This is a genomic window from Arthrobacter globiformis (assembly GCF_030818015.1).
Taxonomy (GTDB): domain Bacteria; phylum Actinomycetota; class Actinomycetes; order Actinomycetales; family Micrococcaceae; genus Arthrobacter; species Arthrobacter globiformis_C.
Window position 1 is genome coordinate 1,602,615 of sequence record NZ_JAUSZX010000001.1, and the last position, 21,042, is coordinate 1,623,656.

General features: G+C 67.6%; 16 protein-coding genes. 8 read left to right on the top strand and 8 right to left on the bottom strand.

Going from position 1 to position 21,042, the window contains the following annotated elements:
• Positions 1-7: 7 nt before the first annotated feature.
• Positions 8-520, bottom strand: a complete 513-nt coding sequence (locus tag QFZ23_RS07430; RefSeq protein ID WP_306921733.1) for a metallopeptidase family protein — start codon at positions 518-520, stop codon at positions 8-10.
• Positions 521-642: 122 nt separating this feature from the next.
• Here QFZ23_RS07430 and QFZ23_RS07435 point away from each other — a divergent pair, with 122 nt between their 5' ends.
• The 4 genes from QFZ23_RS07435 to QFZ23_RS07450 all read left to right on the top strand — a co-directional run bounded on the left by QFZ23_RS07435 (position 643) and on the right by QFZ23_RS07450 (position 4,279).
• Entirely contained in the window at positions 643-1,026 is a 384-nt protein-coding gene (locus QFZ23_RS07435) for a DUF3499 domain-containing protein (protein ID WP_306921735.1), read from the top strand.
• Between the two features lie 93 nt (positions 1,027-1,119).
• Complete coding sequence (locus QFZ23_RS07440) at positions 1,120-1,359, top strand: Trm112 family protein (protein WP_306921737.1); 240 nt, start codon at positions 1,120-1,122, stop codon at positions 1,357-1,359.
• A gap of 52 nt (positions 1,360-1,411) precedes the next feature.
• A complete protein-coding gene (ahcY, locus tag QFZ23_RS07445; RefSeq protein ID WP_306921739.1) occupies positions 1,412-2,893 on the top strand; it encodes an adenosylhomocysteinase in 1,482 nt (493 codons plus the stop codon).
• 153 nt (positions 2,894-3,046) lie between these two features.
• Positions 3,047-4,279 (top strand): L,D-transpeptidase, encoded by a 1,233-nt coding sequence (locus QFZ23_RS07450; RefSeq protein WP_306921740.1) that lies wholly within the window; start codon positions 3,047-3,049, stop codon positions 4,277-4,279.
• 8 nt (positions 4,280-4,287) lie between these two features.
• Here the strand turns inward: QFZ23_RS07450 and QFZ23_RS07455 are convergent, their stop codons facing one another.
• Positions 4,288-5,100, bottom strand: coding sequence for an RDD family protein (locus QFZ23_RS07455; protein ID WP_306921742.1), 813 nt, complete (start codon positions 5,098-5,100; stop codon positions 4,288-4,290).
• 69 nt (positions 5,101-5,169) lie between these two features.
• Here QFZ23_RS07455 and QFZ23_RS07460 point away from each other — a divergent pair, with 69 nt between their 5' ends.
• Entirely contained in the window at positions 5,170-6,162 is a 993-nt protein-coding gene (locus QFZ23_RS07460; RefSeq protein WP_306921745.1) for a stage II sporulation protein M, read from the top strand.
• Between the two features lie 157 nt (positions 6,163-6,319).
• Complete coding sequence (locus QFZ23_RS07465; protein WP_306921747.1) at positions 6,320-7,546, top strand: TIGR01906 family membrane protein; 1,227 nt, start codon at positions 6,320-6,322, stop codon at positions 7,544-7,546.
• Between the two features lie 82 nt (positions 7,547-7,628).
• Here QFZ23_RS07465 and QFZ23_RS07470 read toward each other — a convergent pair whose 3' ends face one another.
• Both QFZ23_RS07470 and QFZ23_RS07475 read right to left on the bottom strand, forming a co-directional pair.
• The gene (locus QFZ23_RS07470) at positions 7,629-9,458 is read right to left on the bottom strand and encodes an AMP-dependent synthetase/ligase (protein WP_306921749.1); all 1,830 of its coding nucleotides are present in this window, start codon (positions 9,456-9,458) and stop codon (positions 7,629-7,631) included.
• A 55-nt stretch (positions 9,459-9,513) separates the two neighbouring features.
• Positions 9,514-11,220, bottom strand: coding sequence for a dolichyl-phosphate-mannose--protein mannosyltransferase (locus QFZ23_RS07475; RefSeq protein WP_306921752.1), 1,707 nt, complete (start codon positions 11,218-11,220; stop codon positions 9,514-9,516).
• Positions 11,221-11,409: 189 nt separating this feature from the next.
• Here QFZ23_RS07475 and rsmI point away from each other — a divergent pair, with 189 nt between their 5' ends.
• Together rsmI and QFZ23_RS07485 are read left to right on the top strand one after the other, a co-directional pair.
• A complete protein-coding gene (gene rsmI, locus QFZ23_RS07480) occupies positions 11,410-12,231 on the top strand; it encodes a 16S rRNA (cytidine(1402)-2'-O)-methyltransferase (RefSeq protein ID WP_306926730.1) in 822 nt (273 codons plus the stop codon).
• Between the two features lie 241 nt (positions 12,232-12,472).
• Positions 12,473-14,023: an NAD-dependent succinate-semialdehyde dehydrogenase gene (locus tag QFZ23_RS07485; protein ID WP_373427857.1), complete on the top strand. Its 1,551-nt coding sequence runs from the start codon at positions 12,473-12,475 to the stop codon at positions 14,021-14,023.
• Positions 14,024-14,115: 92 nt separating this feature from the next.
• Here the strand turns inward: QFZ23_RS07485 and QFZ23_RS07490 are convergent, their stop codons facing one another.
• The 4 genes from QFZ23_RS07490 to QFZ23_RS07505 all read right to left on the bottom strand — a co-directional run bounded on the left by QFZ23_RS07490 (position 14,116) and on the right by QFZ23_RS07505 (position 20,845).
• Positions 14,116-15,525: an MFS transporter gene (locus tag QFZ23_RS07490; RefSeq protein WP_306921756.1), complete on the bottom strand. Its 1,410-nt coding sequence runs from the start codon at positions 15,523-15,525 to the stop codon at positions 14,116-14,118.
• A 234-nt stretch (positions 15,526-15,759) separates the two neighbouring features.
• Positions 15,760-18,300, bottom strand: coding sequence for a transglutaminase family protein (locus QFZ23_RS07495; RefSeq protein WP_306921759.1), 2,541 nt, complete (start codon positions 18,298-18,300; stop codon positions 15,760-15,762).
• On the bottom strand, positions 18,297-19,721 hold the full coding sequence (locus QFZ23_RS07500) for a DUF58 domain-containing protein (protein ID WP_306921761.1): 1,425 nt from the start codon (positions 19,719-19,721) through the stop codon (positions 18,297-18,299). Before QFZ23_RS07500 ends, QFZ23_RS07495 begins: the two co-directional genes overlap by 4 nt.
• Before the next feature lie 14 nt (positions 19,722-19,735).
• On the bottom strand, positions 19,736-20,845 hold the full coding sequence (locus QFZ23_RS07505; protein WP_306921763.1) for an AAA family ATPase: 1,110 nt from the start codon (positions 20,843-20,845) through the stop codon (positions 19,736-19,738).
• Between the last annotated feature and the right edge of the window lie 197 nt (positions 20,846-21,042).

The following is a 21,042-nucleotide window of genomic DNA, read 5'->3' on the forward strand; positions in this document are numbered from 1 at the left end:
ACGCGGCCTAGTAGCGCCGGCGGTACACCGGGTCCAGTGTTTCCGGGGCAACGCCCAGCATTTCGGCGGTATGTTCCACCACCACGTCATGTACCAGGTCCTGGAGTTCCTCCTTGACGGGGCAGGCCTGTTCAACCACGCGGCGGTACAGCGTGATGATGGGTCCCTCGTCCTCGGTGGCGGGGGTGTAGCAGCCCAGGGGAGCGGGCGAGCCGTCGGCCACCAGCTGTTCCAGGTTCGGCGGGATCTCGTCGACGGCGAACCGGACGCCGTCGAGCGGCTTGCCCCAGATGTCATGGAGCCGCTGGGCGGAGTCCATGACGAGTTCATCAAACCGGTCCGAGCGGCTTCGGTAGCCGGGGAGCGTGGGCAGCAGCAGTTCGCCCCGGAGGCCGCGGCCGTGCCGGTTGCGCCGGCGTTGTGTGAAGCTCCGGCCAGCGGGAGCCCCGGCAGCGTCCCGGGGCGTTTCCGGGTCAGCCAACCGGACCGTAAAGCCCGAAGCATGGTGCGATGACTGCATATACAGACTTTAGACCCGCCGAATGATTTGCGCGACATAACCGGACCGGAGCCGCGCTGTCGTGGCGCGGGCCGTCCGTCAATGTCGGGAAATCGGCCTGAGCCGGAGTATTCTGTGTTTTCGTGGGTGCAATACGTCAGTGTTCCAGGTCAGCCTGCCGCCAGTCTGCGGTGGCAACTTTGACGTACGTCTACGCGGACTCGACGGCCGTTCTCGGCCCGCTGGCAACCTACGCGGAGCCGCACTGCTACGACCTTTGCGAGCAGCACGCCGGTTCGTTGACCGTCCCGCGCGGCTGGGAAGTGCTCCGCCTCGCCATGCCCTCGCAACCGCCCCAGCCCGGTCCCGACGACCTTCTCGCCCTTGCCGACGCCGTCCGTGAGGCAGCGTCCCGGCCGGCGTCCCCGGCTCCGGGCCAGCGCCCCGCCCACTCGGCGCTGGAAGCGCCCGCCGCAACCGAAGGCACCCGCCGTGGCCACCTGCGCATCCTGCGCGAACCGTCCTAATTCTGCACAAACCTTCCTCATACCGAACTGGCGGTAGGCTGGAAGCTGAAATCCGTCAGCCACAGCGCTTGTGCCCAGCAGGGAGCATCCACCATGCCAAAGATCAGTCCTGAACTGTTGTCCGTTCTGCGGTGCCCGGTCACCGGATCGGCTCTGACCCAGGAGGGCGAGGAACTCGTCTCAACGTCGGTGGCCGAGGGCGGCGAACGGCTGCGGTACGCCATCGAAGACGGCATTCCGCTGTTGCTTCCCCCGGAGCTCCGCACCGCAGCCACGGCGGCCCGGTCAGACCAGCACGACGCCGGCCCCGCAGCGGCCGCCCCCACCGCCTAATACCCAGCCAGCAACGCAGAAGGCTCGACGCCGGACACAGCAAAGGATTCCCATGACGTTCGATTACAAGGTTGCCGACATCTCCCTGGCCGAGGCCGGGCGCCACCAGATCCGCCTCGCCGAGCACGAGATGCCGGGGCTCATGTCGCTGCGCCGGGAATTCGGGCCCAGCCAGCCCCTCAAAGGCGCCCGGATCGCCGGGTCGCTGCACATGACCGTGCAGACCGCAGTGCTCATCGAGACCCTCACCGCACTCGGCGCCGAGGTCCGCTGGGCCTCCTGCAATATCTTCTCCACCCAGGATGAGGCCGCCGCCGCAGTGGTTGTGGGCACCGGCACCGTGGAGAACCCGCAGGGCGTTCCCGTGTTCGCCTGGAAGGGCGAAACCCTGGAGGAATACTGGTGGACCGCTGAGCAGATCCTCACCTGGCCCGGTGCTGACGCGAACCCTGAGCTGGGCCCGAACATGATTCTCGACGACGGCGGCGACGCCACGCTGCTGCTGCACCGCGGCGTGGAGTTTGAGGCAGCCGGCGCCGTTCCGGCCGCCGCAGCCAACGACCCCGAGGAATACGGGATCGTCCTTGACGTCCTGCGCCGGACGCTGGCCGAGGACCCGAAGAAGTGGACCCGGCTCGCCGCCGGCATCCACGGCGTCAGCGAGGAAACCACCACGGGCGTGCACCGCCTCTACCAGCTCGCCGAACAGGGGAAGCTGCTCTTCCCGGCCATCAACGTCAACGACTCCGTCACGAAGAGCAAGTTCGACAACAAGTACGGCATCCGGCACTCGCTGCCGGACGGCCTCAACCGGGCCACCGATGTCCTCATTGGCGGCAAGGTCGCCGTCGTCTGCGGCTACGGCGACGTCGGCAAGGGTGCTGCCGAGGCGCTCCGCGGCCAGGGCGCCCGCGTGATCGTCACCGAAATCGATCCCATCTGCGCACTGCAGGCCGCCATGGACGGCTACCAGGTAGCCAAGCTGGAGAGCGTGCTGGACCAGGGCGACATCTTCATCACCACCACGGGCAACAAGGATGTCATCATGGCCGAGCACATGGCCGGCATGAAGAACAAGGCCATCGTGGGCAACATCGGCCACTTCGACAACGAAATCGACATGGCAGGCCTCGCCCGGATCCCCGGTATCCGCAAGGTCGAGATCAAGCCCCAGGTCCACGAATGGGTCTTCGGCGGGGACTCGGCGGACGGTACCCGGTCCATCATTGTCCTGTCCGAAGGACGCCTGCTGAACCTGGGCAACGCCACGGGCCACCCGTCGTTCGTCATGAGCAACTCCTTCGCCAACCAGACCATCGCGCAGATCGAGCTGTTCACCAAGAAGGACCAGCCCGAAGGCGAGCGGGAATACGAAAACCAGGTCTACGTGCTGCCCAAGATCCTGGACGAGAAGGTGGCACGCCTGCACCTCGATGCCCTGGGTGTGGAGCTGACCGAACTGTCCAAGGACCAGGCCGATTACCTGGACGTGGACGTGGCCGGCCCGTTCAAGCCGGAGCACTACCGCTACTAGCCGCAGGCGCTAACGCAGCACCCCGGCGCGCCGTGGCATGCCACGGCGGCCGGGGTTAGCTGTGCCGTGCGATAAAATTGACTGGTCAGCGTTGCCGCTGGGCACACGGACGGATGCCGATCGGCAGCCCAGTGGGACACGGAGAAACCAGTCATGACGGAAAAGAACAACCGGAAAACCGGCAAAATTATCGCCGTCGTTGCCATTTGCGCTGCGGTTGCCGCCGGCGGTATCGGCGTGGCCACCGCCCCTGGCTGGGCCAATCCCGCACCGCAATCCGAGGCCTCCAGCCCTGTCCGCAACGAACCGGGCCTGGCCACTCCCGTGGTCAAGGCCGTCGAACTGGGTGTGACACCGCTCGACGGCGCCAAAGGCGTAAACCCCGCGGTGGCGCCCTCCGTCAAGGCGGTCAACGGCCGCGTCCAGGACGTTGTGCTGGTGCCGGCCGCCGGGGGAGAGGCCGTCAAGGGCACTGTCAGCGCTGACGGCAGCACGTGGACGGCAGTGGACCCGCTGCTCTTCAATACGCCGTACAACTACAGCTACACCATCGTGGACGAGGCGGGCCGGGAAACCAAGAAGGTCCAGACCTTCACCACCGTGGAGCCCGCCAACGAGGCGGACGCCGCCGTGTACCCGGAGAACGGCTCCACAGTTGGCGCAGGACAGCCCATCGATATCGTCTTCAGTGAACCGGTCACCAACAAGGCGGCGGTTGAAAAGGCCGTCAGGATCACCGTTTCCTCCAAGCAGCCCGTCGCCTGGCACTGGTACTCGGACCAGAAGGTGCGCATCCGCCCCGAGAAGTTCTGGGCATCCAACACCCAGGTCACCTTGGACATGAAGCTGTTCGGGGTGGACTTCGGCAAGGGCATGATCGGCAACTTCAACGCCAAACTGCAGTTCAAGGTGGGCCAGCAGCGCCTGGCAGTGGTGGACGACAACACCAAGACCATGAAGGTCTACTTCGACGGCAAGCTGGTCAGGACCGCGCCCGTTACCCTGGGCGGCTCCGACTGGCTTTCCCCGTCCGGCTACGCCGTGATCATGGAGCAGGAACGGCATTCCAAGTTCAACGCGGGGAGCATCGGCCTGAAACCCGGCGACAAGGGCTACTACCCGCCGCTGAACGTGGAGTACGCCAACCGGCTCACCTCCTCCGGTGTCTATGTCCACCAGGCGCTCGAATCGGCATGGGGCTACGTGGGCGTATCCAACGTCTCCCACGGCTGTGTCGGGCTGCTGCCCGTGGACGCCGCCTGGTTCTTCAACAACATGAAGTCCGGTGACGTCGTCCAGGTCCTGAACACGGGCGCCGCGCCGGTCGAGCCGCTCGAGGGCTACGGCGACTGGAACATCCCCTGGGCCCAGTACGCGAAGCGCTAGAGGCAGTACTAGCTGTCCCGGGCCGCCGTGAACGGCAGCCGGTGCAGCCGTTCCCCGATCCGGTTGCTTTCCGTGCGTGCCGCGCCCAGCCGGCGGAGTTCGCGGATGCGGCGCTCGGCCAGCACGGCAGCCAGGTAGTCGTCGGGGGTGGTTCCGGGCGGCGGCGACGGTGCCACATATCCGGACATTTCGGTGGCGAGGGCTGCGGCCATGCCGCTGCGCGACAGCGGCGACATCCGCGGCGCCTGGCGCATGAATTGTGCGGCGCGCCGTCCCAGGGCATCCGGAATCCGGCCGATGTCCGCGGCTTCCGCCCAGCCGGCGAGGTGCCGCGGAGTGACGGGGACGATTGCGGGTTCCACCGGGACCCGGCGACGCAGTGAATAGGTGCCCGCCACGATGTCACCGAGCCGGCGGCACCTGCCGTCGAAGAGCCCGACGGCAATGGCAACGCCGCCGAAGGTTAGGTAGATCTCCAGGAAGCCGATCAGCGCCCTGATGACCGCGTGGCGGAAACGGATGGCCCCGCCGTCGTCACGCACTATCCTCAGCCCGGCCGCCAGTTTCCCCAGCGAAAGGCCGCGGGTCAGGGTCTCCACGGTTGCCGGGACAATGACGAAGCAGAGCACCACGCTGACCAGGGTGAGCGCCCCGGCAGCCGCCGCGTCCAGTTCATCCCGGGCGGCGCCCATTGCCAGCAGGATTGCCATCAGCAGGGCGGAATGCACCACGACGTCGAGAATAAGACCGAGGGAACGGGCAGCGAAGGATGCCGGACGGAGTTCAAGGACGACTGCCTCGCCTGTGATGAGTGGACTCAATTCCTGCCCCGTACGTCGTTCCGGCCACCGGTCGCCTAAGTCTAGTTCTCCGCAGGCTAGGGTAGGAGCGTGGACATGGACGCCTTCTCCGCCGTCAACTCGGACACATGGTCGCGGCTGCATCACCTTGCGAACAAGCGGCGCCTGAGCGGCGCCGACGCCGATGAACTGCTGCGCCTGTACCAGGTGACCTCCGCCCACCTCTCCCTGCTGCGTTCCACCGGGCCGGAAAGCGGCCTGTCCGCGTCTCTGTCTGCCACGCTGGCGCAGGCGCGCACGCGCTTCACCGGTGCGCGGTCGAACTTCATGGAAGACCTGGCGCAGTTCTTCGTGCTGTCCCTTCCGGCCGCTTTGTACCGGATCCGCTGGCTGACGGTGGCCTGCGGCGCCGCGTTCTGCCTTGTAGGCTGCGCTTTCGCTCTGTGGATTGGCACCTCGCCCGAGGCCCTGCGTGCCGTTGCCTCGGAAACGGAAGTCCAGCGGTATGTCGAGGAGGACTTCATCGACTACTACTCGGAGAATCCGGCGGCGTCGTTTGCCGGTGCCGTCTGGACCAACAACGCCTGGATCAGTGCCCAGGCCGTGGCTCTGGGCATCACCGGTTTCTGGGTGCCCATGATCCTGTTCGCCAACGCGCAGGGTGTGGGCGTGGCCGCTGGGATGTTTGCCGCGGTGGGGAAGACTGACGTGTTTTTCAGCTACATCCTGCCGCACGGTCTGATGGAGCTGACGGCAGTCTTCGTGGCCTGCGCGGCCGGGCTGCGAATCTTTTGGGCCATGGTGTCGCCGGGCGCCCGGACCCGGTCCCGCGCCGTTGCAGCAGAGGGCCGGTCCATGATCACGGTGGCGCTGGGCCTGGTTCTGGTTCTGCTTGTATCGGGCCTCGTGGAGGGCTTTGTTACGCCCAGTACTTTGCCGGTGTGGGCAAAGATCAGTATCGGCGCGGCCGTGCTGGCGGCATACTGGTTATATGTGCTGGTCTGCGGGGGTCGGGCCTACCGCGCCGGCGCCCGCGGGGACCTGGGCAGCCATGACGCCGGCTACACCGAACCTGCAGTCTGATTATTACGGCCAGCCGAATATTCGACGCAGGCGGCGGGGTGGCACATCGCGGTGCCGGAGCGGCTGACGGTAGGCTCTTGGGGAGATACAAAGCGCTGCCTGGCCCCGGCCTAGCCGGTGACCATGGAGCGTGGACGCCTACGGAAGTGAAGCTGCAGTGAAAGACAATACTCCGACACCGTCCGGACGCCTTGATCCGCGGCTGGATCCGGCGGCGAGCCCCGCTCTGGATCCCGCGGAGGACACCGACGAGCCGGCGTTTGAATGGATGAAGCCCGCGCCTGCAGCCCGCGCCGCCGAGGGGGAGGGCGCAACTGGTTCCCAACCACGTCCGGCGTCCGGTCCTGATGCAAACCCAGCAGCCGGCCAGCCGGAAAGCCGTGCCGACCGCAAGGCTGCTGAGGCGGCCGCCGCCGAGAGTGCCGAACCCGACCGGAGCGCGGAGGCGGGTCAGCCGTCCCGGTCCGGTGCTCCGTCCACGGCCCGCTCCTCCTCCACGGGCACCCACTACAGTGAGCCGCTCCCCACATCCGCCCTGCAGGTACGCCCGCCGCAGGAGGAAGTGGAACGCCGCAACGCCGAGCGCGAGCAGGCAGCCAGAGCCAAACCGGTGCTGCCCCGGGTCCTCCAGGTCCTGCTGGCCACCTTCTATCCGGTGATCCTCCTGGTCCTTGCCGTGCGTGCCGTGACCAGCCCGCTGTTCCTGTGGGCCGAGTACCACCGCCCCGGTTTCCCCGGGGACGGCTACGGCTTCAACGCGGACGACCGCATGACCTACGGCTCCTACGCCGTGGACTACCTGAGCAACTGGTCCGGTCCGCGGTATCTGGGCGAACTGGTTAACCGCAGCGGCGAAAAGCTGTTCAAGGACGGCGAGGTCAGCCATATGGCCGACGTGAAGCTCGTCTTCCTGTCCGCCCTCGGAGCCGGGGCGCTGCTGACCCTGATCAGCATCATCGCGATCATCTACCTGCGGCGGCGCACGCCCGGCGGAGTGCGCCGGGGGCTGTTCGCCGGCTCCATCGTGACGCTGGTGATTATCATCGGCTTGGGCACGCTCGCCGCCCTCGGCTGGCAGCAGTTCTTCACCGAGTTCCACCGCATCTTCTTCGCCGCCGGCTCCTGGACGTTTGCGCTGGAGGATACGCTCATCCGGCTCTTCCCCGGGCAGTTCTGGATCGACGCCGGCCTGGTCATCGCCGCGCTTGTCCTGATTACCGCTGTGGTGACGTTGATTCTGACTTGGCCCACCCGCAGGCGCCGCGGGCTGGCACCGGCACGGAAGGGCCGCAAGGGTCACGACGTGGACGGCAGCGACGTCAAGCACGACGCCAGCGGCGATGACGCTCCGGAGGCAGGCATCGTACGGCCCGTGAACCTGTAGCGGCTTCCCGGCAGGGCAGCAGTACAGGCGTCGGTGCAGTACAGGCTGTGTAGCTGTTCAGGCGCCCGGCAGATGAGTCTGCTCAGCCGTACAGCTGCTCGATTTCCGCTTCAAAGTCCCTGACGACGGCGGCCCTCTTGAGTTTGAGGGAGGGCGTCAGGTGCCCGGACTCCACGGTGAAGGCTGCGTCCAGGACCCGGAACTTGCGGATGGATTCGGCCTTGGACACGAGGCTGTTGGCCTGGTCCACCGCTTCCTGGATGGCACTGCGTACCGCGGGGTCCGTGCGGGCTTCCGCGGGGCTGAGCGGCGGAACGCCACGCACGGTGCACCAGTGCTCGAGGCCTTCGGGGTCGAGGTTGACCAGGGCTGAAACGAACGGCTTTCCGTCACCCACCACCACGGCGTGGCCCACCAGCTGGTGTTCGCGGATCTTCTCCTCAAGCGGCTCGGGAGCGACGTTTTTACCGGCAGCCGTGACCAGCAGGTCCTTCTTACGGCCCGTGATGGTGAGGAACCCGTCGGCGTCCAGGGAGCCCAGGTCCCCGGTGCGGAAAAAGCCGTCCTTGAACGCCTCGGCGTTGGCCGCCTCGTTCGCGTGGTAGCCCTTGAACACACCGATGCCGCTGACCAGGACCTCACCGTCCTCGGCGATGCGGATGGTGGTGCCCGGCGCCGGGATCCCCACTGTGCCTACCCGGGCGAGGCCGGCGGTGTTTACCGTGCAGGGCGCGGTCGTCTCCGTGAGGCCGTAGCCTTCGAGCACGGCGATCCCAGCGCCCCTGAAGAAATGCGTATCGCGCGCATTCAGCGGGCTCGCGCCCGAAACGGCGTACTTCATGTTCCCGCCGAACACCTGGCGCAGCCGGGGGTACACGAGGCGGTCGAACAGTGCGTGCTGTGCCCGCAGCATGGCGCCCGGACCGCTGCCCTCGCCGCGCGCGGCGGCATCCAGAGTTTCCGAGTAGCGGACGGCCACCCCCGCGGCGGCACTGAACAGCCGCGACTTCCCGGCATCCTTCGCCTTCTGTTCCACTCCGGCGTGGATTTTCTCGAAGATGCGGGGCACGGCGAGCAGGAAGGTCGGCTTGAAGGTTCCCAGGTCATCAAGAAGCTGCGCGTTCCCCGAAGTGTGGCCGAGGGTGACACCTGCGGTGAGGCACACCACCTGGACGGCCCGGGCCAGCACGTGGGCCAGCGGCAGGAACATCAGGGTCCTGGCGTTCTCCTGCTGCAGCAGTTCGGGCAGGAAGGCCACCATGTTCCGGGCCACGAGGGCGAAGTTTCCATGCGTGATCTCGCAGCCTTTGGGCCTGCCGGTGGTTCCGGAGGTATAGACGAGGGACGCCACATCCGACAACCCGGCTGCAGAGCGGTGCCGCTCCAGTTCGGCGTCTGACACCCCTGCCCCCGCGGCGGCGAGGCTGGCAAGGTTGGGGGCGTCGCCGTCGTAATCCATCCGGACCACCGGCACCACGCGGCCGGCCAGGACGCTGGAGGCGGACAGGACCCGGTCCAGCAGCGCCGCCTTCTGCCGGTCCTCAACGAAGACCCGCCCGGCGCCGGAGTCAGACAGGATCCACTCGACCTGGCTCGCCGAGGAGGTTTCGTAGATGGGCACGGTCACGCCGCCGGCAAACCAGATGGCGAAATCCACCAATGTCCACTCGTAGCGCGTGGCAGAGAGGACCGCAACGGTGTCCCCTGTTGCCAGGCCGCCGGCAATGAGGCCTTTGGCCAGTGCCGTGACCTGGTCGAGGAAGTGCCCGGCCGTGACGTTCTGCCAGCCGCTGGGGTCCCGGCGGGCGTAGACGGCGTGCGAAGGATTGTGCCGGTAGCAGTCCAGGAGCAGGTCGGTGACGTTGCTGCTGTCCTTGAGGGCAACCATCAGTTCGGTGCTTGCTTCCCTCACGGGCGGGTCTCCATTTCGTTGATGATCACGTCCGGGCTCCACCTGCAATCGTGCCTCAGATCCAGGAAGGCATCCACATTCTGAGCCGCCAGTCCTGGTAGGTGATCATTTCGGCGGTCCAGACCGGGTAGAAGAAGGACGAGATCAGGACCGCGGCCACGAGGAAGAGGGCAACCCCGTACAGCCCGGAACGCCGGCGCCACGGCGGGTCGGTGGTTTTCCCCAGTACCAGGCCCAGGCAGTACACGAGCGCCAGGACCAGGAAGGGCTCGAAGGACACCGCGTAGAAGAAGAACATGGTGCGTTCCGGGTACATGAACCACGGCAGGTAGCCGGAGCCGACGCCGGCCAGTACCGCCGCGGCGCGCCAGTCGCGCCTGCCCGCCCACCAGAACAAGAGGATCACCAGCGAGATGGCAGCGCTCCACCAGATCAGGGGGTTGCCGACGGACAGGATGGCCGAGGTGCAGTTGGTGAAATCGCACCCGGGGGTGCCCTGCTTGGGGGACTCGTAGAAGAACGAGGTGGGCCTGCCCATCACCAGCCAGCTCCAGGCGCTCGCCTCGTACGGGTGTTCCGAGCTGAGGCCCTGGTGGAACTTGTAGGCCTCAAGGTGATAGTGCGCCAGGGACCGCACGGAGTCCGGCAGCCAGCCCCACTCCGCGCTGGGGTTCGTCTGCGCCCACCGCCGGTAGTAGGCATCGGTGGACCGGAACCACCCCGTCCAGCTGACGGCGTATGTCAGGGCGGCCACGGGCACGATGCTGAGGAAGGCCAGGAGCCCGTCCTTGATGATTCCGGCGCTGACCCAGCCGCGGATGCCGGCGATCCGGCGGGCGCTCAGGTCCCAGAACACCGTCAGGAGCCCGAAGCCGGCCAGGAAGAACAGCGCCGACCACTTGGTGCCGACGGCCAGGCCCAGGCAGATGCCCGCCACAACGCGCCACCAGCGGACTCCCAGCCACGGGCCGGATAGGAGCTGGAGCGCTGATGGTCTGCCGGTGGGGGAGGCGGCCGCCTGCCTCCCGAGCCTGGCGGCCAGCCGGCGCCGGCCGTCGTCGCGGTCCAGCAGCAGCGCGCCGAATGCCGCCAAGACCCAGAACATGAGGAAGATGTCCAGCAGTGACGTGCGGGACATGACGAGGTGGTGGCCGTCGACGGCGAGCAGGAGGCCTGCTGCCGCTCCCAGGATCAGGGAGCCGAAGAGTTTCTGGGCTATCAGCGCGAGGAGGGCGACGGACAGGGTGCCGGTCAGTGCCGCGGCGAACCGCCAGCCGAAGGGGTTGTCTGCTCCGAACAGCCACATGCCTGCCGCGATCATCCACTTGCCCACGGGCGGGTGCACCACGTATTCGGGGGTGTTCAGCAGCACGTTGGGGTTGCCGGCCACGAACGCGTCGTTAGCCTTGTCCGGCCAGCTCCGCTCGTAGCCGCTCACCAGCAGCGAGTAGCCGTCCTTGACGTAGTACGTCTCGTCAAACACGAGGCTGCGGGGAACATCCAGCCGGACGAACCGCAGGATCCCTCCCGCGACGGCGGTCAAGGCGGGAACCAGCCAGAACCAGAGCCGGAGCGACGGCGGGTAGTCCCGCCAGGTGCGGATGCCGCCGATCAGTCGCCGGGTGAGGGCGTCTGCCGTGAATGCCTCCGAGGGGCGGCTGATCCAGCGCTTGGCGTGCGGGCCGCGGACTTCCGCGGCGGGAACGAAAGCCGGGGTACTTGCTGGTTCGGCCCCGTCAGGCCGCACGGAGGTCTGCGTCACGAGCCCATGCTACCGTTTGCGGCTCCCTGGAACCTGAGGGGCGGGAAGGCCGGTCGGCAGTAGGCTGGATCCGTGGACCATGATGCGAACACCGCCCCTGACAGCAGCTCCGACTCTTCCAGCAGTGCAGAACCGGCCGGCACCGCCGGCGGAAGGGAGCAGGACCTCCGCAGCGGCGGTCCGGGACGGATCGTCCTGGCGGCAACACCCATCGGTAATGTGGGCGACGCTTCAGCAAGGCTGGTGGAGCTGCTGGCCACGGCGGATATCGTGGCGGCCGAGGACACCCGTCGCCTGCACCGCCTGGTACAGGGCCTGGACGTCAACGTGAGCGGGCGGATCATCAGCTACCACGAGCACAACGAGGCCACCAAGACCGCGGAGCTCCTGGAGCAGGTCCGCGCCGGGAAAACCCTTGTCATGGTCACCGACGCCGGCATGCCTGCTGTCTCCGATCCCGGCTTCCGGCTCGTCGAAGGCGCGGTGGCCGCCGGCCTCACGGTCACGGCCGTCCCCGGACCGTCGGCCGTCCTCACCGCCCTGGCCCTGTCCGGCCTGCCCACCGACAGGTTCTGTTTCGAAGGGTTCCTCCCCCGGAAGGCCGGCGAACGCGCCGCCCGCCTGGCGGATCTCGACGCCGAACGCCGCACCATGGTCTTCTTTGAGGCGCCGCACCGGCTTGAGGCCATGCTGCGGGCGCTGCACGAGCGCTTCGGCCCGGACCGGCGCGCGGCGGTCTGCCGGGAACTCACCAAGACCTACGAGGAAGTCCTCCGCGGCTCGCTCCGCGAGATGCTGCAGTGGGCGGAGACCAGCGAGGTGCGCGGCGAGATCGCCGTCGTGGTGGCAGGTGCGCCGGAGCGTGCGCCCGGCTCGCCGGAGGACGGCGTCGCCGCCGTCAACGAACTTGTGGCCAAGGGCGTCCGGCTCAAGGAAGCCGTGGCGGCCGTGGCCGAGGAAACCCGTGTGAGCAAGCGGGAACTCTACTCCGCCGTGCTCGCGGCGCGGTGACATCGCCGGCACGGTGACATCCCCGATCCGGTGACCCGCCGCGGCGGTGCTGATGAGCCTGCTGCAGCCGCCAGCCGACGCGTTTGCAGCCGCCCGTTGCCGCCCCGGAGCGTGCTGTGCAGCTGCACAACGAATGACAGGACGGGCAGTGCGCCGATGCGTAGACACTGCCGAGACGCGGGCAGTACCGTGGCATTAATCCAGCCAAGCAAGCAGCGGGCGGCAGGCGGCGGCACGCCGTATGCAGGAGCTGCACATAACCGGCAATCCGATTGCTGACGAGGGAGTCACCGTGTCTGTTACTACACAGTCCACTGCTACCGCAGAACGCGAAAGCGCATTGCTCGCGTCTGTTCCCACCGGCCTGCTCATCAACGGCGAGTGGCGTCCCGCGGCGTCGGGCAAGACGTTCGACGTCGAGGATCCCGCCACCGGGAAGGTGCTGCTGAGCATCGCCGACGCCTCGGCCGAGGACGGCGCTGCCGCGCTCAACGCCGCAGCCGCTGCCCAGGAGTCCTGGGCCAAGGTGCCGGCGCGGGAGCGTGGCGAGATTCTGCGCCGCGCTTTTGAACTGGTCACCGAGCGGGCCGAGGACTTCGCGCTGCTGATGACCATGGAGATGGGCAAGCCGCTGGCCGAAGCACGCGGCGAGGTCACCTACGGTGCCGAGTTCCTGCGCTGGTTCTCCGAGGAAGCCGTCCGCGCGTTCGGCCGCTACTCCGTGTCCCCGGATGGCAAGTCCCGCCTGCTGGTCACCAAGAAGCCCGTGGGCCCGTGCCTGCTGATCACGCCGTGGAACTTCCCGCTGGCCATGGCCACCCGCAAGATCGCCCCGGCCGTTGCCGCGGGCTGCACCATGGTCCTCAAGTCCGCGAACCTCACACCGCTGACATCCCAGTTGTTTGCCGCCGTCATGCAGGAAGCCGGCTTGCCTGCCGGTGTCCTGAATGTCATCCCCACCTCTACGGCCGGCGCCACCACTGGCCCGCTGATCAAGGACTCCCGGCTGCGGAAACTGTCCTTTACCGGCTCCACCGAGGTGGGCCGCCGCCTGCTCGCTGACGCCTCCGAAACGGTGCTGCGCACCTCGATGGAGCTCGGCGGCAACGCCCCGTTCGTGGTGTTCGAGGACGCCGACGTCGATGCCGCCGTCGCCGGCGCCATGCTCGCCAAGCTCCGGAACATGGGCGAGGCCTGCACGGCGGCGAACCGCTTCATCGTGCACGAATCCGTCGCCGACGAATTCGCGGAGAAGTTCGCTGTGAAGATGAAGGAGATGACCACCGCACGCGGCACCGAGCCCGAGTCCAAGGTTGGTCCGCTGATCGACGCGAAGAGCCGGGACAAGGTCCACGAACTGGTCTCCGACGCCGTCTCCTCCGGCGCCACCGCCGTTGTGGGTGGCGCTCCGGTGGAGGGCCCCGGGTACTTCTACCAGCCCACGATCCTGAAGGGCGTGACCGAGGGAACCCGGATCCTGTCCGAGGAGATCTTCGGCCCGGTCGCCCCGATCATCACCTTCTCCTCCGAGGACGAGGCCGTGCGCCTGGCCAACAACACCGAATACGGGCTGGTGGCCTACGTCTTCACCAAGGATCTCAACCGCGGCATCCGGATGGGCGAGCGGCTCGAGACCGGCATGCTCGGCCTGAATGCCGGCGTCATCTCCAACGCCGCGGCACCCTTCGGCGGCGTCAAGCAGTCCGGCCTGGGGCGCGAGGGTGGACTGGAGGGCATCGAGGAATACCTCTACACCCAGTACATCGGCATCGCCGACCCCTACGCCGGCTAATAAGTCTGGCGCCGGAGAGAACGACAAAACGTACTGGCCCGCAGGAATCCTGCGGGCCAGTGCGTTTTTGCGTGACGGTGGTTGTCCCAGCGTTAGCGGGCCGCAGCCCGGACGCTTGCGTACTCCTCGCGGGAGACCGGCGTGGCGTCCGGCGATCCCAGCTGGTGGAGCGGAATCCGGTGCGTCTCCTTGGCGGACCAGGCCGCTATCGCTCCGATGACGGTGATGCCGAAGCAGATGGACCCGACGGTGAGCGGAACATTTGCCGAACCCGGGGGAGCGACCACCGCGAAGAGGCTCGGCAGGAAGGACGTGATCAGGAGCCCGATGTTCTGGGAGATGGCGAACCCGGTGACCCGCGTGCGGGAGGGGAAGAGCTCCTGGAAGAAGCTGGCGAAGGTGGCGTTCCAGACCTGGTACAGCGTGCCCCACATGAGGATCGCGAGGACGATGGTCAGCGGCACGTTGTTCTGGCTGACCGCGTAGAGGTACCCGTAGGCCAGCACGCCGGAGCCGAGTGAACCGACGATCATCAGCGGGCGCCGGCCGAACCGGTCCGAGAGGTCGCCGAACCAGGGGATGAGGGCCAGCGCGATGACGTTGGCCAGCACCGGGATCCAGAGATAGACAGTGGTGCTCATGCCGATGCCGTACCCGGGCTGCGTGGCGTAGGCTGCGCCGAAGACCGCCACGGTGACGCCCACAACGTTGACCAGCGTCATGCAGACCGCCCGCACTACGTTCAGCCCGCTTTCGCGCAGCACCTGGACCACCGGCATTTTGGGAACGTCCTTGTGCGCTTTCTCCTCCACAAAGACGGGCGTCTCCTCAACGCGGCGGCGGATCATGTAGCCGGCGAACACCACCAGGGCACTGAGGAGGAACGGGACCCGCCAGCCCCAGGCATGGAAGTCCTCCGCGGACAGCACAGCCGAGAGCGGGAGGAAGACGGCAGCGGCGATGATCTGCCCCGCCTGGGTGCCCTGAAGGGCGAAGCTTGCATAGAAGCCGCGCCGGCCGAACGGTGCGTGCTCCACAATCATGGCGCTGGCACCGCTCAGCTCCCCGGCCACCGCGAATCCCTGGACGAGGCGAAGGACCAGCAGCAGGGCCGGGGCCAGGATGCCAACCTGGTTGTAGGTGGGCAGCAGGGCCACCGCGAATGTCGAGACGCCCATCAGCAGCATGGCAAGGACCAGGACGTTCTTGCGGCCGTGCTTGTCGCCCCACTGGCCAAGGACGAATGCCCCGATCGGGCGGGCGACGTATCCCACTGCGTAGGTGCCGAGCGAGGCGATCAGCGCGACGGTCGGGTTTCCTGCGGGGAAGAAAACGGTGGGAAAGACCAGGGCGGCGGCCTGGGCGTAGATGAACCAGTCGTAGTACTCGAGGGCGCTGCCCACCCAGCCGCTGGCGGCAGCCTTCCTGGTGCTGCTCGTCCGGTGCATGCCGGACTGTTGCGGTTCAGCCGAAGTCCGCAGCTTGTGTGTGTCGCTCTTCATGTCGTCCTCCTTTGGACAATCGTCTGCCCCGCCGGATTCGCCCCGTCGCTGGGTGTCAGATCAGGTGGGAAGGTTGCGCCTCGCGCCGCCAAGGCTGCTGCGGTCCGGGGACATTTTCTCTGGTTTCCCAAGAGATAATGGCGGTTGGAATGCGCTTTCCCGTTTCTCAAAGATAAGGTGGCGGCGGTCACATGTCAAACGATGGGAATGTCGGCTGGCAGACGGGGCGGGCGGCTAGCCTTCCCGAAGGCGCCGAAGGCCGCTTCGGGTCCTGCGCCACAGTACAGAGGCGGCGTGTCCGATCCGGAGCGCCGCCCGGCCCACGACGCGGAAAGGCCATCCGGCCGCGGATCCCCAGCGGGAGAGGACAGAGGGCGGCAGCCAGTCGGCGCGGAGCCGGCTGACTATGCCGGCGTTGCGGCGCAGCGCCCGCCGCACCTGGCCGATGTGTTCGACGGCGGTTTCCTCCGGCAGGCCGCGGCGCGTGCCGTCCTGGGCCGCGGGCCGGCCGTACTGATGCCGCTCGTAGGCATCCGTCAGGACCGTCACGGCTTGGACGGTCTCGGCGTCGGGCCCATTTCCGATGCTGGTGTCTGATCCGCTGCCCGAGTCCGGCTCGGTCCGCAGGCGCATTGCCGGGGAGCCGCGCAGTCGGGCCGAGAATGTCCGCGGGGTCTCGCTCGGCTCAGGACGGACGCCGTAGTCCGTGGCCAGGTCCTGGAGCTCCGACCAGACGAGCGGCGGCTCGGCCAGCCGGTTACTGCCGGTGCCTGTGCCCCTCAGGCGCCTTGCCCGGATGCCTCCGCGCACCAGGCGGGGTGAGGCGGCCAGGAGGACCAGCAGCAGAACCCCGGCGGCGGTGTAGAGTGCGGGCGTCAACTGGTTCCCGGCGTCGGCGGTTCCGCGCCCCGGCAGAGGGAGGGGGGCCGGGGCCGGCGCCGACGGTGCCGTGGCACCGTTGCTCGGCACCAGGCCGTCATTGTTCTGGTCGTTGGTGCTGGCGCCGCCTGATGTCGAGGAGTCCTGCGCGTAGGGCGGCACGATGCCGCGCGAGGGGGTGGGCTCAAAGGGAACCCAGCCGAGGCCCTGGAAGTACAGCTCGGGCCAGGCATGGGCATCACGGGCGTCCACTTCGAACTCCGGGAGCGCTCCCTGGCCGGCAATGGACACAGTGGCGCCGGTTTGCCTACCCGGTGCGTAGCCGACTGCGATCCTGCTCGGGATGCCTTCGAGCCGGGCCATTACCGCCATGGCGGAGGCGAAGTGGATGCAGTAGCCGCTCTTCTGGGTCAGGAAATCCGCCAGGACTGACAGCCCGTTTCCGTCATACCCTCCCTGGACTGGCGACTCCAGGGAGTAGGTGAAGTCCGGCCCGCGCAAGAACCTCTGGATCGCCATGGCCTTGGCATAGGCTGTCCGGCTGTTTGCTGTGACGGATTCAGCGGTGGTCCGGACGATGTCCGGAACGTTCGACGGCGGCCGGATGAACTCCTCCGGGACGCCCTGGACGGGTGCGGAGGATGCGTCCAGCAGTTCCGTGGTCAGCTTCGGCACCGAGGACTGCACCAGATACTGCTGGTCCCGGGAGTTGGTGTCGGTGCCTTTGATGCTCAAAGTCGCAGGATCCCAGCTCCACCGCCCGGTCAGCCCGTTGACGGATTCGGGGGCGTACGGGACAGGGAGATAAGGGCTGGTGAAGTCCCCGGTGTTCACCACCGTCACCTGCCGGGTCTGTTCGGGTGCCAGGATCTCGTGGCCCACGTCCATTCGCCCGGTACCCGCCCGGCGGTTGGCATCGCGGTCGTCCGGGGACCATGACTCGCCGTCGAACCGGTCCACCGTGACCGAGCGCAGGTAGAGCGGCGTGGTGGCGCTGGTGGCGTAGGTGATCCTGCCCTCGCCCGTCGGGGTGCGCAGGCTGTTGCCGAGGCTGATCATGGGGTTCAGTCCTGTGGCTGTACCCCAGGGGTTCAGCCGGGAGCCCTGGGGGAACGTGCCCTGGTCGAACCCGGGAACCACAAGCTGCAGCAGCAGTGTGACCACCAGAGTCACGGCTCCGGTCAGGGTGGCGCGCCTGATCTGGCCCGGGTTGCGGGCCGTGTCCGCCTGCGTCCGCGCGTCGGGGGCAAACCACTGGCTGCAAGCGAGGATCACCAGATACCCGGCCGCCGTCAGCACGAATCCCAGCCAGCCCACGCTTTGGGGCTTGATCATGGCCGGAACAACCAGCACCGCCAGCAGGCCGAGTCCGCTCGTGGCTGGCATGCCCAAGGGGAGGGCCAATGCATCGACGAGGATGACGACGAGTCCCAGCGCGGCGCACGTCACCAGGACGATGCCGGCGTTGGGCGCCACCGGCGAGCTTTCGGCCAGCACCGTTTCGCTGGCCCGGCGGAGGTGCCTGCCCAGCGCGTCGAGGGTGGCCTGCGAGGGGAGGAAGCCCGCAATGCTGTCGCGCCGGAAGAATGTGAACGTCAGGATGAAGGCCAGGGACACAAGGCCTCCCGCAGCCACCAGCACGGGCGCGGCGCGGAACGTGCGGAGCAAGGCCATGGTCAGCGAGACCACCACCACCGTGGTCAGGACCGGCAGGAACCACGCCCAGCCGCGAAGGACCCCGTTGAGGGACAGCGACGCGCCGCAGACGGAGATTGCCACTGCGCCGGACATGACCCACGGAAAGGTGCCGGCTCCAAACCTTCCGCTGCCGGGGGACGCCGGAGCGGGCTGCGGCTGGGCATCGGTCTCTGCCTGCCGTTGTGATGTCAGTGTCATCGCCCGACCTCCGCTCCACGGCGGACGTCCGCCGCCGCCGTCCACATCGCGGCGTCGCCCTCGTCGAAATAAATCCAGGCGGCCGGCAGCGAGGTGGAGGCCTCGACGGCAACAGCGCGCCAGCCGCCCAGCCGCAGGGCCTCGAGCACATCGTGGCATTCCGCGGGTTTGTCCGTGATCACCACGGCAAAGGCGTTGGCGGCGTAGCCCGCCGCGGGGGCGAGGGCCCGCGCCTCCGCGGGTGAAATCTTCCCGAGGAGCGCCAGGACCGGGCCGCGCATCCGGTGGGCCGCGAGTTTGTCCATGAGCCGGTCGTTAAAGACGGACTGGGCCGGGTCGGCACTTCCTGCATGTTCGCGGCGTGCGGTGTCGTGTTCCCTGCGCGCGTGGTGCGGGCCCGTTAGCTGGATCGCGGCGAGGCTTTCGGCGATCGACTGGAGGCCGGCCGCGCCGCTGTACTCCTCGTTCTCGGGCTCGGGGGCCGAGGACGAACGGTGGAAGGCAGGCTCACCCGCGGCGTCCAGGAACCGCAACGAGTAATTGAGCTCGGCGAGGTGGGCGCCCACGGACATGGCCGCCGTAACAGCCCACTCAAAGGTGTCGCTGGTGACGAGGTCGCTCCCATCGTCACCCAGGCTGCCGAACACCGAGCCATAGCCCGAGGAATGGGCCCCGAACCGGTGGTCCAGGATGACCGTGGCCTCCGGTGTGGTGACCGATTCCTCCTGCCGGACCATGAGGGCGCCGTGCCGGGCGGTGGCCGGCCAGTGCACCCGCCGCATCGGATCGCCGTGCCGGTACTCGCGCGTCATAACGTCGTCGTCGCTGGGATTGGCCCTGGTCCTGGTGGCTGTGATGCCATCGTTGCCGCGCGCGCCGGCAAGGCCGGTGGACGGGAGTTCGACGGCGGCCGGCGTCACGGTCAGGGTGTCGCCGTCGTCGATCGAATGCCTGTGCAGTGACAGCCCGAACGGATCCGTGAACTCGGCGGTGACGGGGCCAATGGTGAACTGTCCACGCTTTCCCGACCGCAGGTGGTACTCGTAGCGGCTGGTGCCGCCCGAGGCGGACCTGGCGGGAAAGCGGAAGGCCGGTGATTCACCGAATCGTGGCGGCAACCGCTCCTCCATGATGACGCGGCCTGTGCCCAGCCCGGTTCGGGCGACGGCGAGCCGGACCGTGGTGACGGAGTCTGTCTCAACAGTGGAGGGGCTGAACTCCCGGTACACGCGGAACCGCGGTTTGACCACCCTGATGCCGGCCAGTGAAACAAGCGGGAGGACAACCAGCAGGACGCCGAGGGCAAGAAGGTCGCGGCGGCCCATGACCTGGGCACAGAGCAGTGAGACGGCGCCGGCCGCCAGGAGTCCCCAGCCCCGGGAGCTGAAGAGATGTCGGGGGAGGCTGTCCAGCAGTGCCACGGCGATGGTCCTGACTAGCGGCTATGGCGGAGTTCGGGTGAGGTCCGCCCGTCGTTTGCCGTGTCCGTCATCTCCTGGCTGACCGGGATCCGGGCAAGGACGCTGCGGATCACGCCCTGGGGTGTCTCGCCCGTGCTCGCGGCCTTGCGGTCCAGGATGATCCGGTGCGCCAGCACCGCCTCGGCAACGGCTACGACGTCATCCGGCAGCACGAAATCACGGCCGTCCAGAGCCGCCGTCGCCTTCGCGGCCCGGAGCAGCTGCAGCAGGGAACGGGGGCTCGCACCCAGGCGCAGCATGGCGCTGTCACGGGTGGCACGGCCGACTGCCACGGTGTACTCCTTCACGGCTTCGGAGACGAACACCTGTTGGACGGTGGCGATCATGGCGGCGACATCCGCTGCCGTGACGACCGCTATGACCCGGGCAAGGGGGGACGTGGCCTGGTGCGTCTCGAGCATTTCGATCTCCGAGTCCTTGTCCGGGTATCCCATGGAGATCCGGGCCATGAAGCGGTCCCGCTGGGCTTCCGGGAGCGGATACGTCCCCTCCATCTCGATGGGGTTCTGGGTGGCCACCACCATGAAGGGTTCGCCGAGCTTGTAGGAATGTCCGTCCACCGTGACCTGGTGCTCCTCCATGCATTCGAGCAGGGCGGACTGCGTCTTGGCGGAGGCCCGGTTGATCTCGTCGCCAATCACGATGTTCGCGAACACGGCTCCCGGCCGGAACTCGAACTGGCGGGAGGACTGGTTGTAGATGGAGACGCCGGTAACATCCGACGGGAGAAGGTCGGGTGTGAACTGGATCCGGCTGACGGAACAGTCGATGGTGCGTGCCAGCGTTTTGGCCAGCAGCGTCTTGCCCACCCCGGGGACATCCTCCAGGAGCAGGTGGCCCTGAGCGAGCAGGACCGTCAGCGCCAGCTTCGCGGCCTCGGCCTTGCCGTCGATGACGGTGTTGATGGCGCTGAGAATGCGTTCGCTGGCGGCCCGGAAAGCCGAAGCTTCCAGGGGGACAATTTTGTGTCCGTTGAGGGCGTTGACGTTGCGCGCAGCACTTCCAGTGAAGCCCTGTCCGCCGGGTAGTGCTTCGTCGATCGTGATGCGTCGGTGCGGTTCCATCAGCAACCTTTCAGCCCAGAGTGAAGCGGAACGAAGCGGCGGAGGTCTGCCGTTGCCCGCGTTGGGCGCTCACATCCGTCCATAACCAGCGTACTAACACAACTGCCGTGGCTAACAGAGAGTTCCCCGTAAATCTCCGGGGAATGCCGAGCGTAGTCTCCGGGTGATGCTAAGCGGGAAAGGCGCAGCCGGTGAGG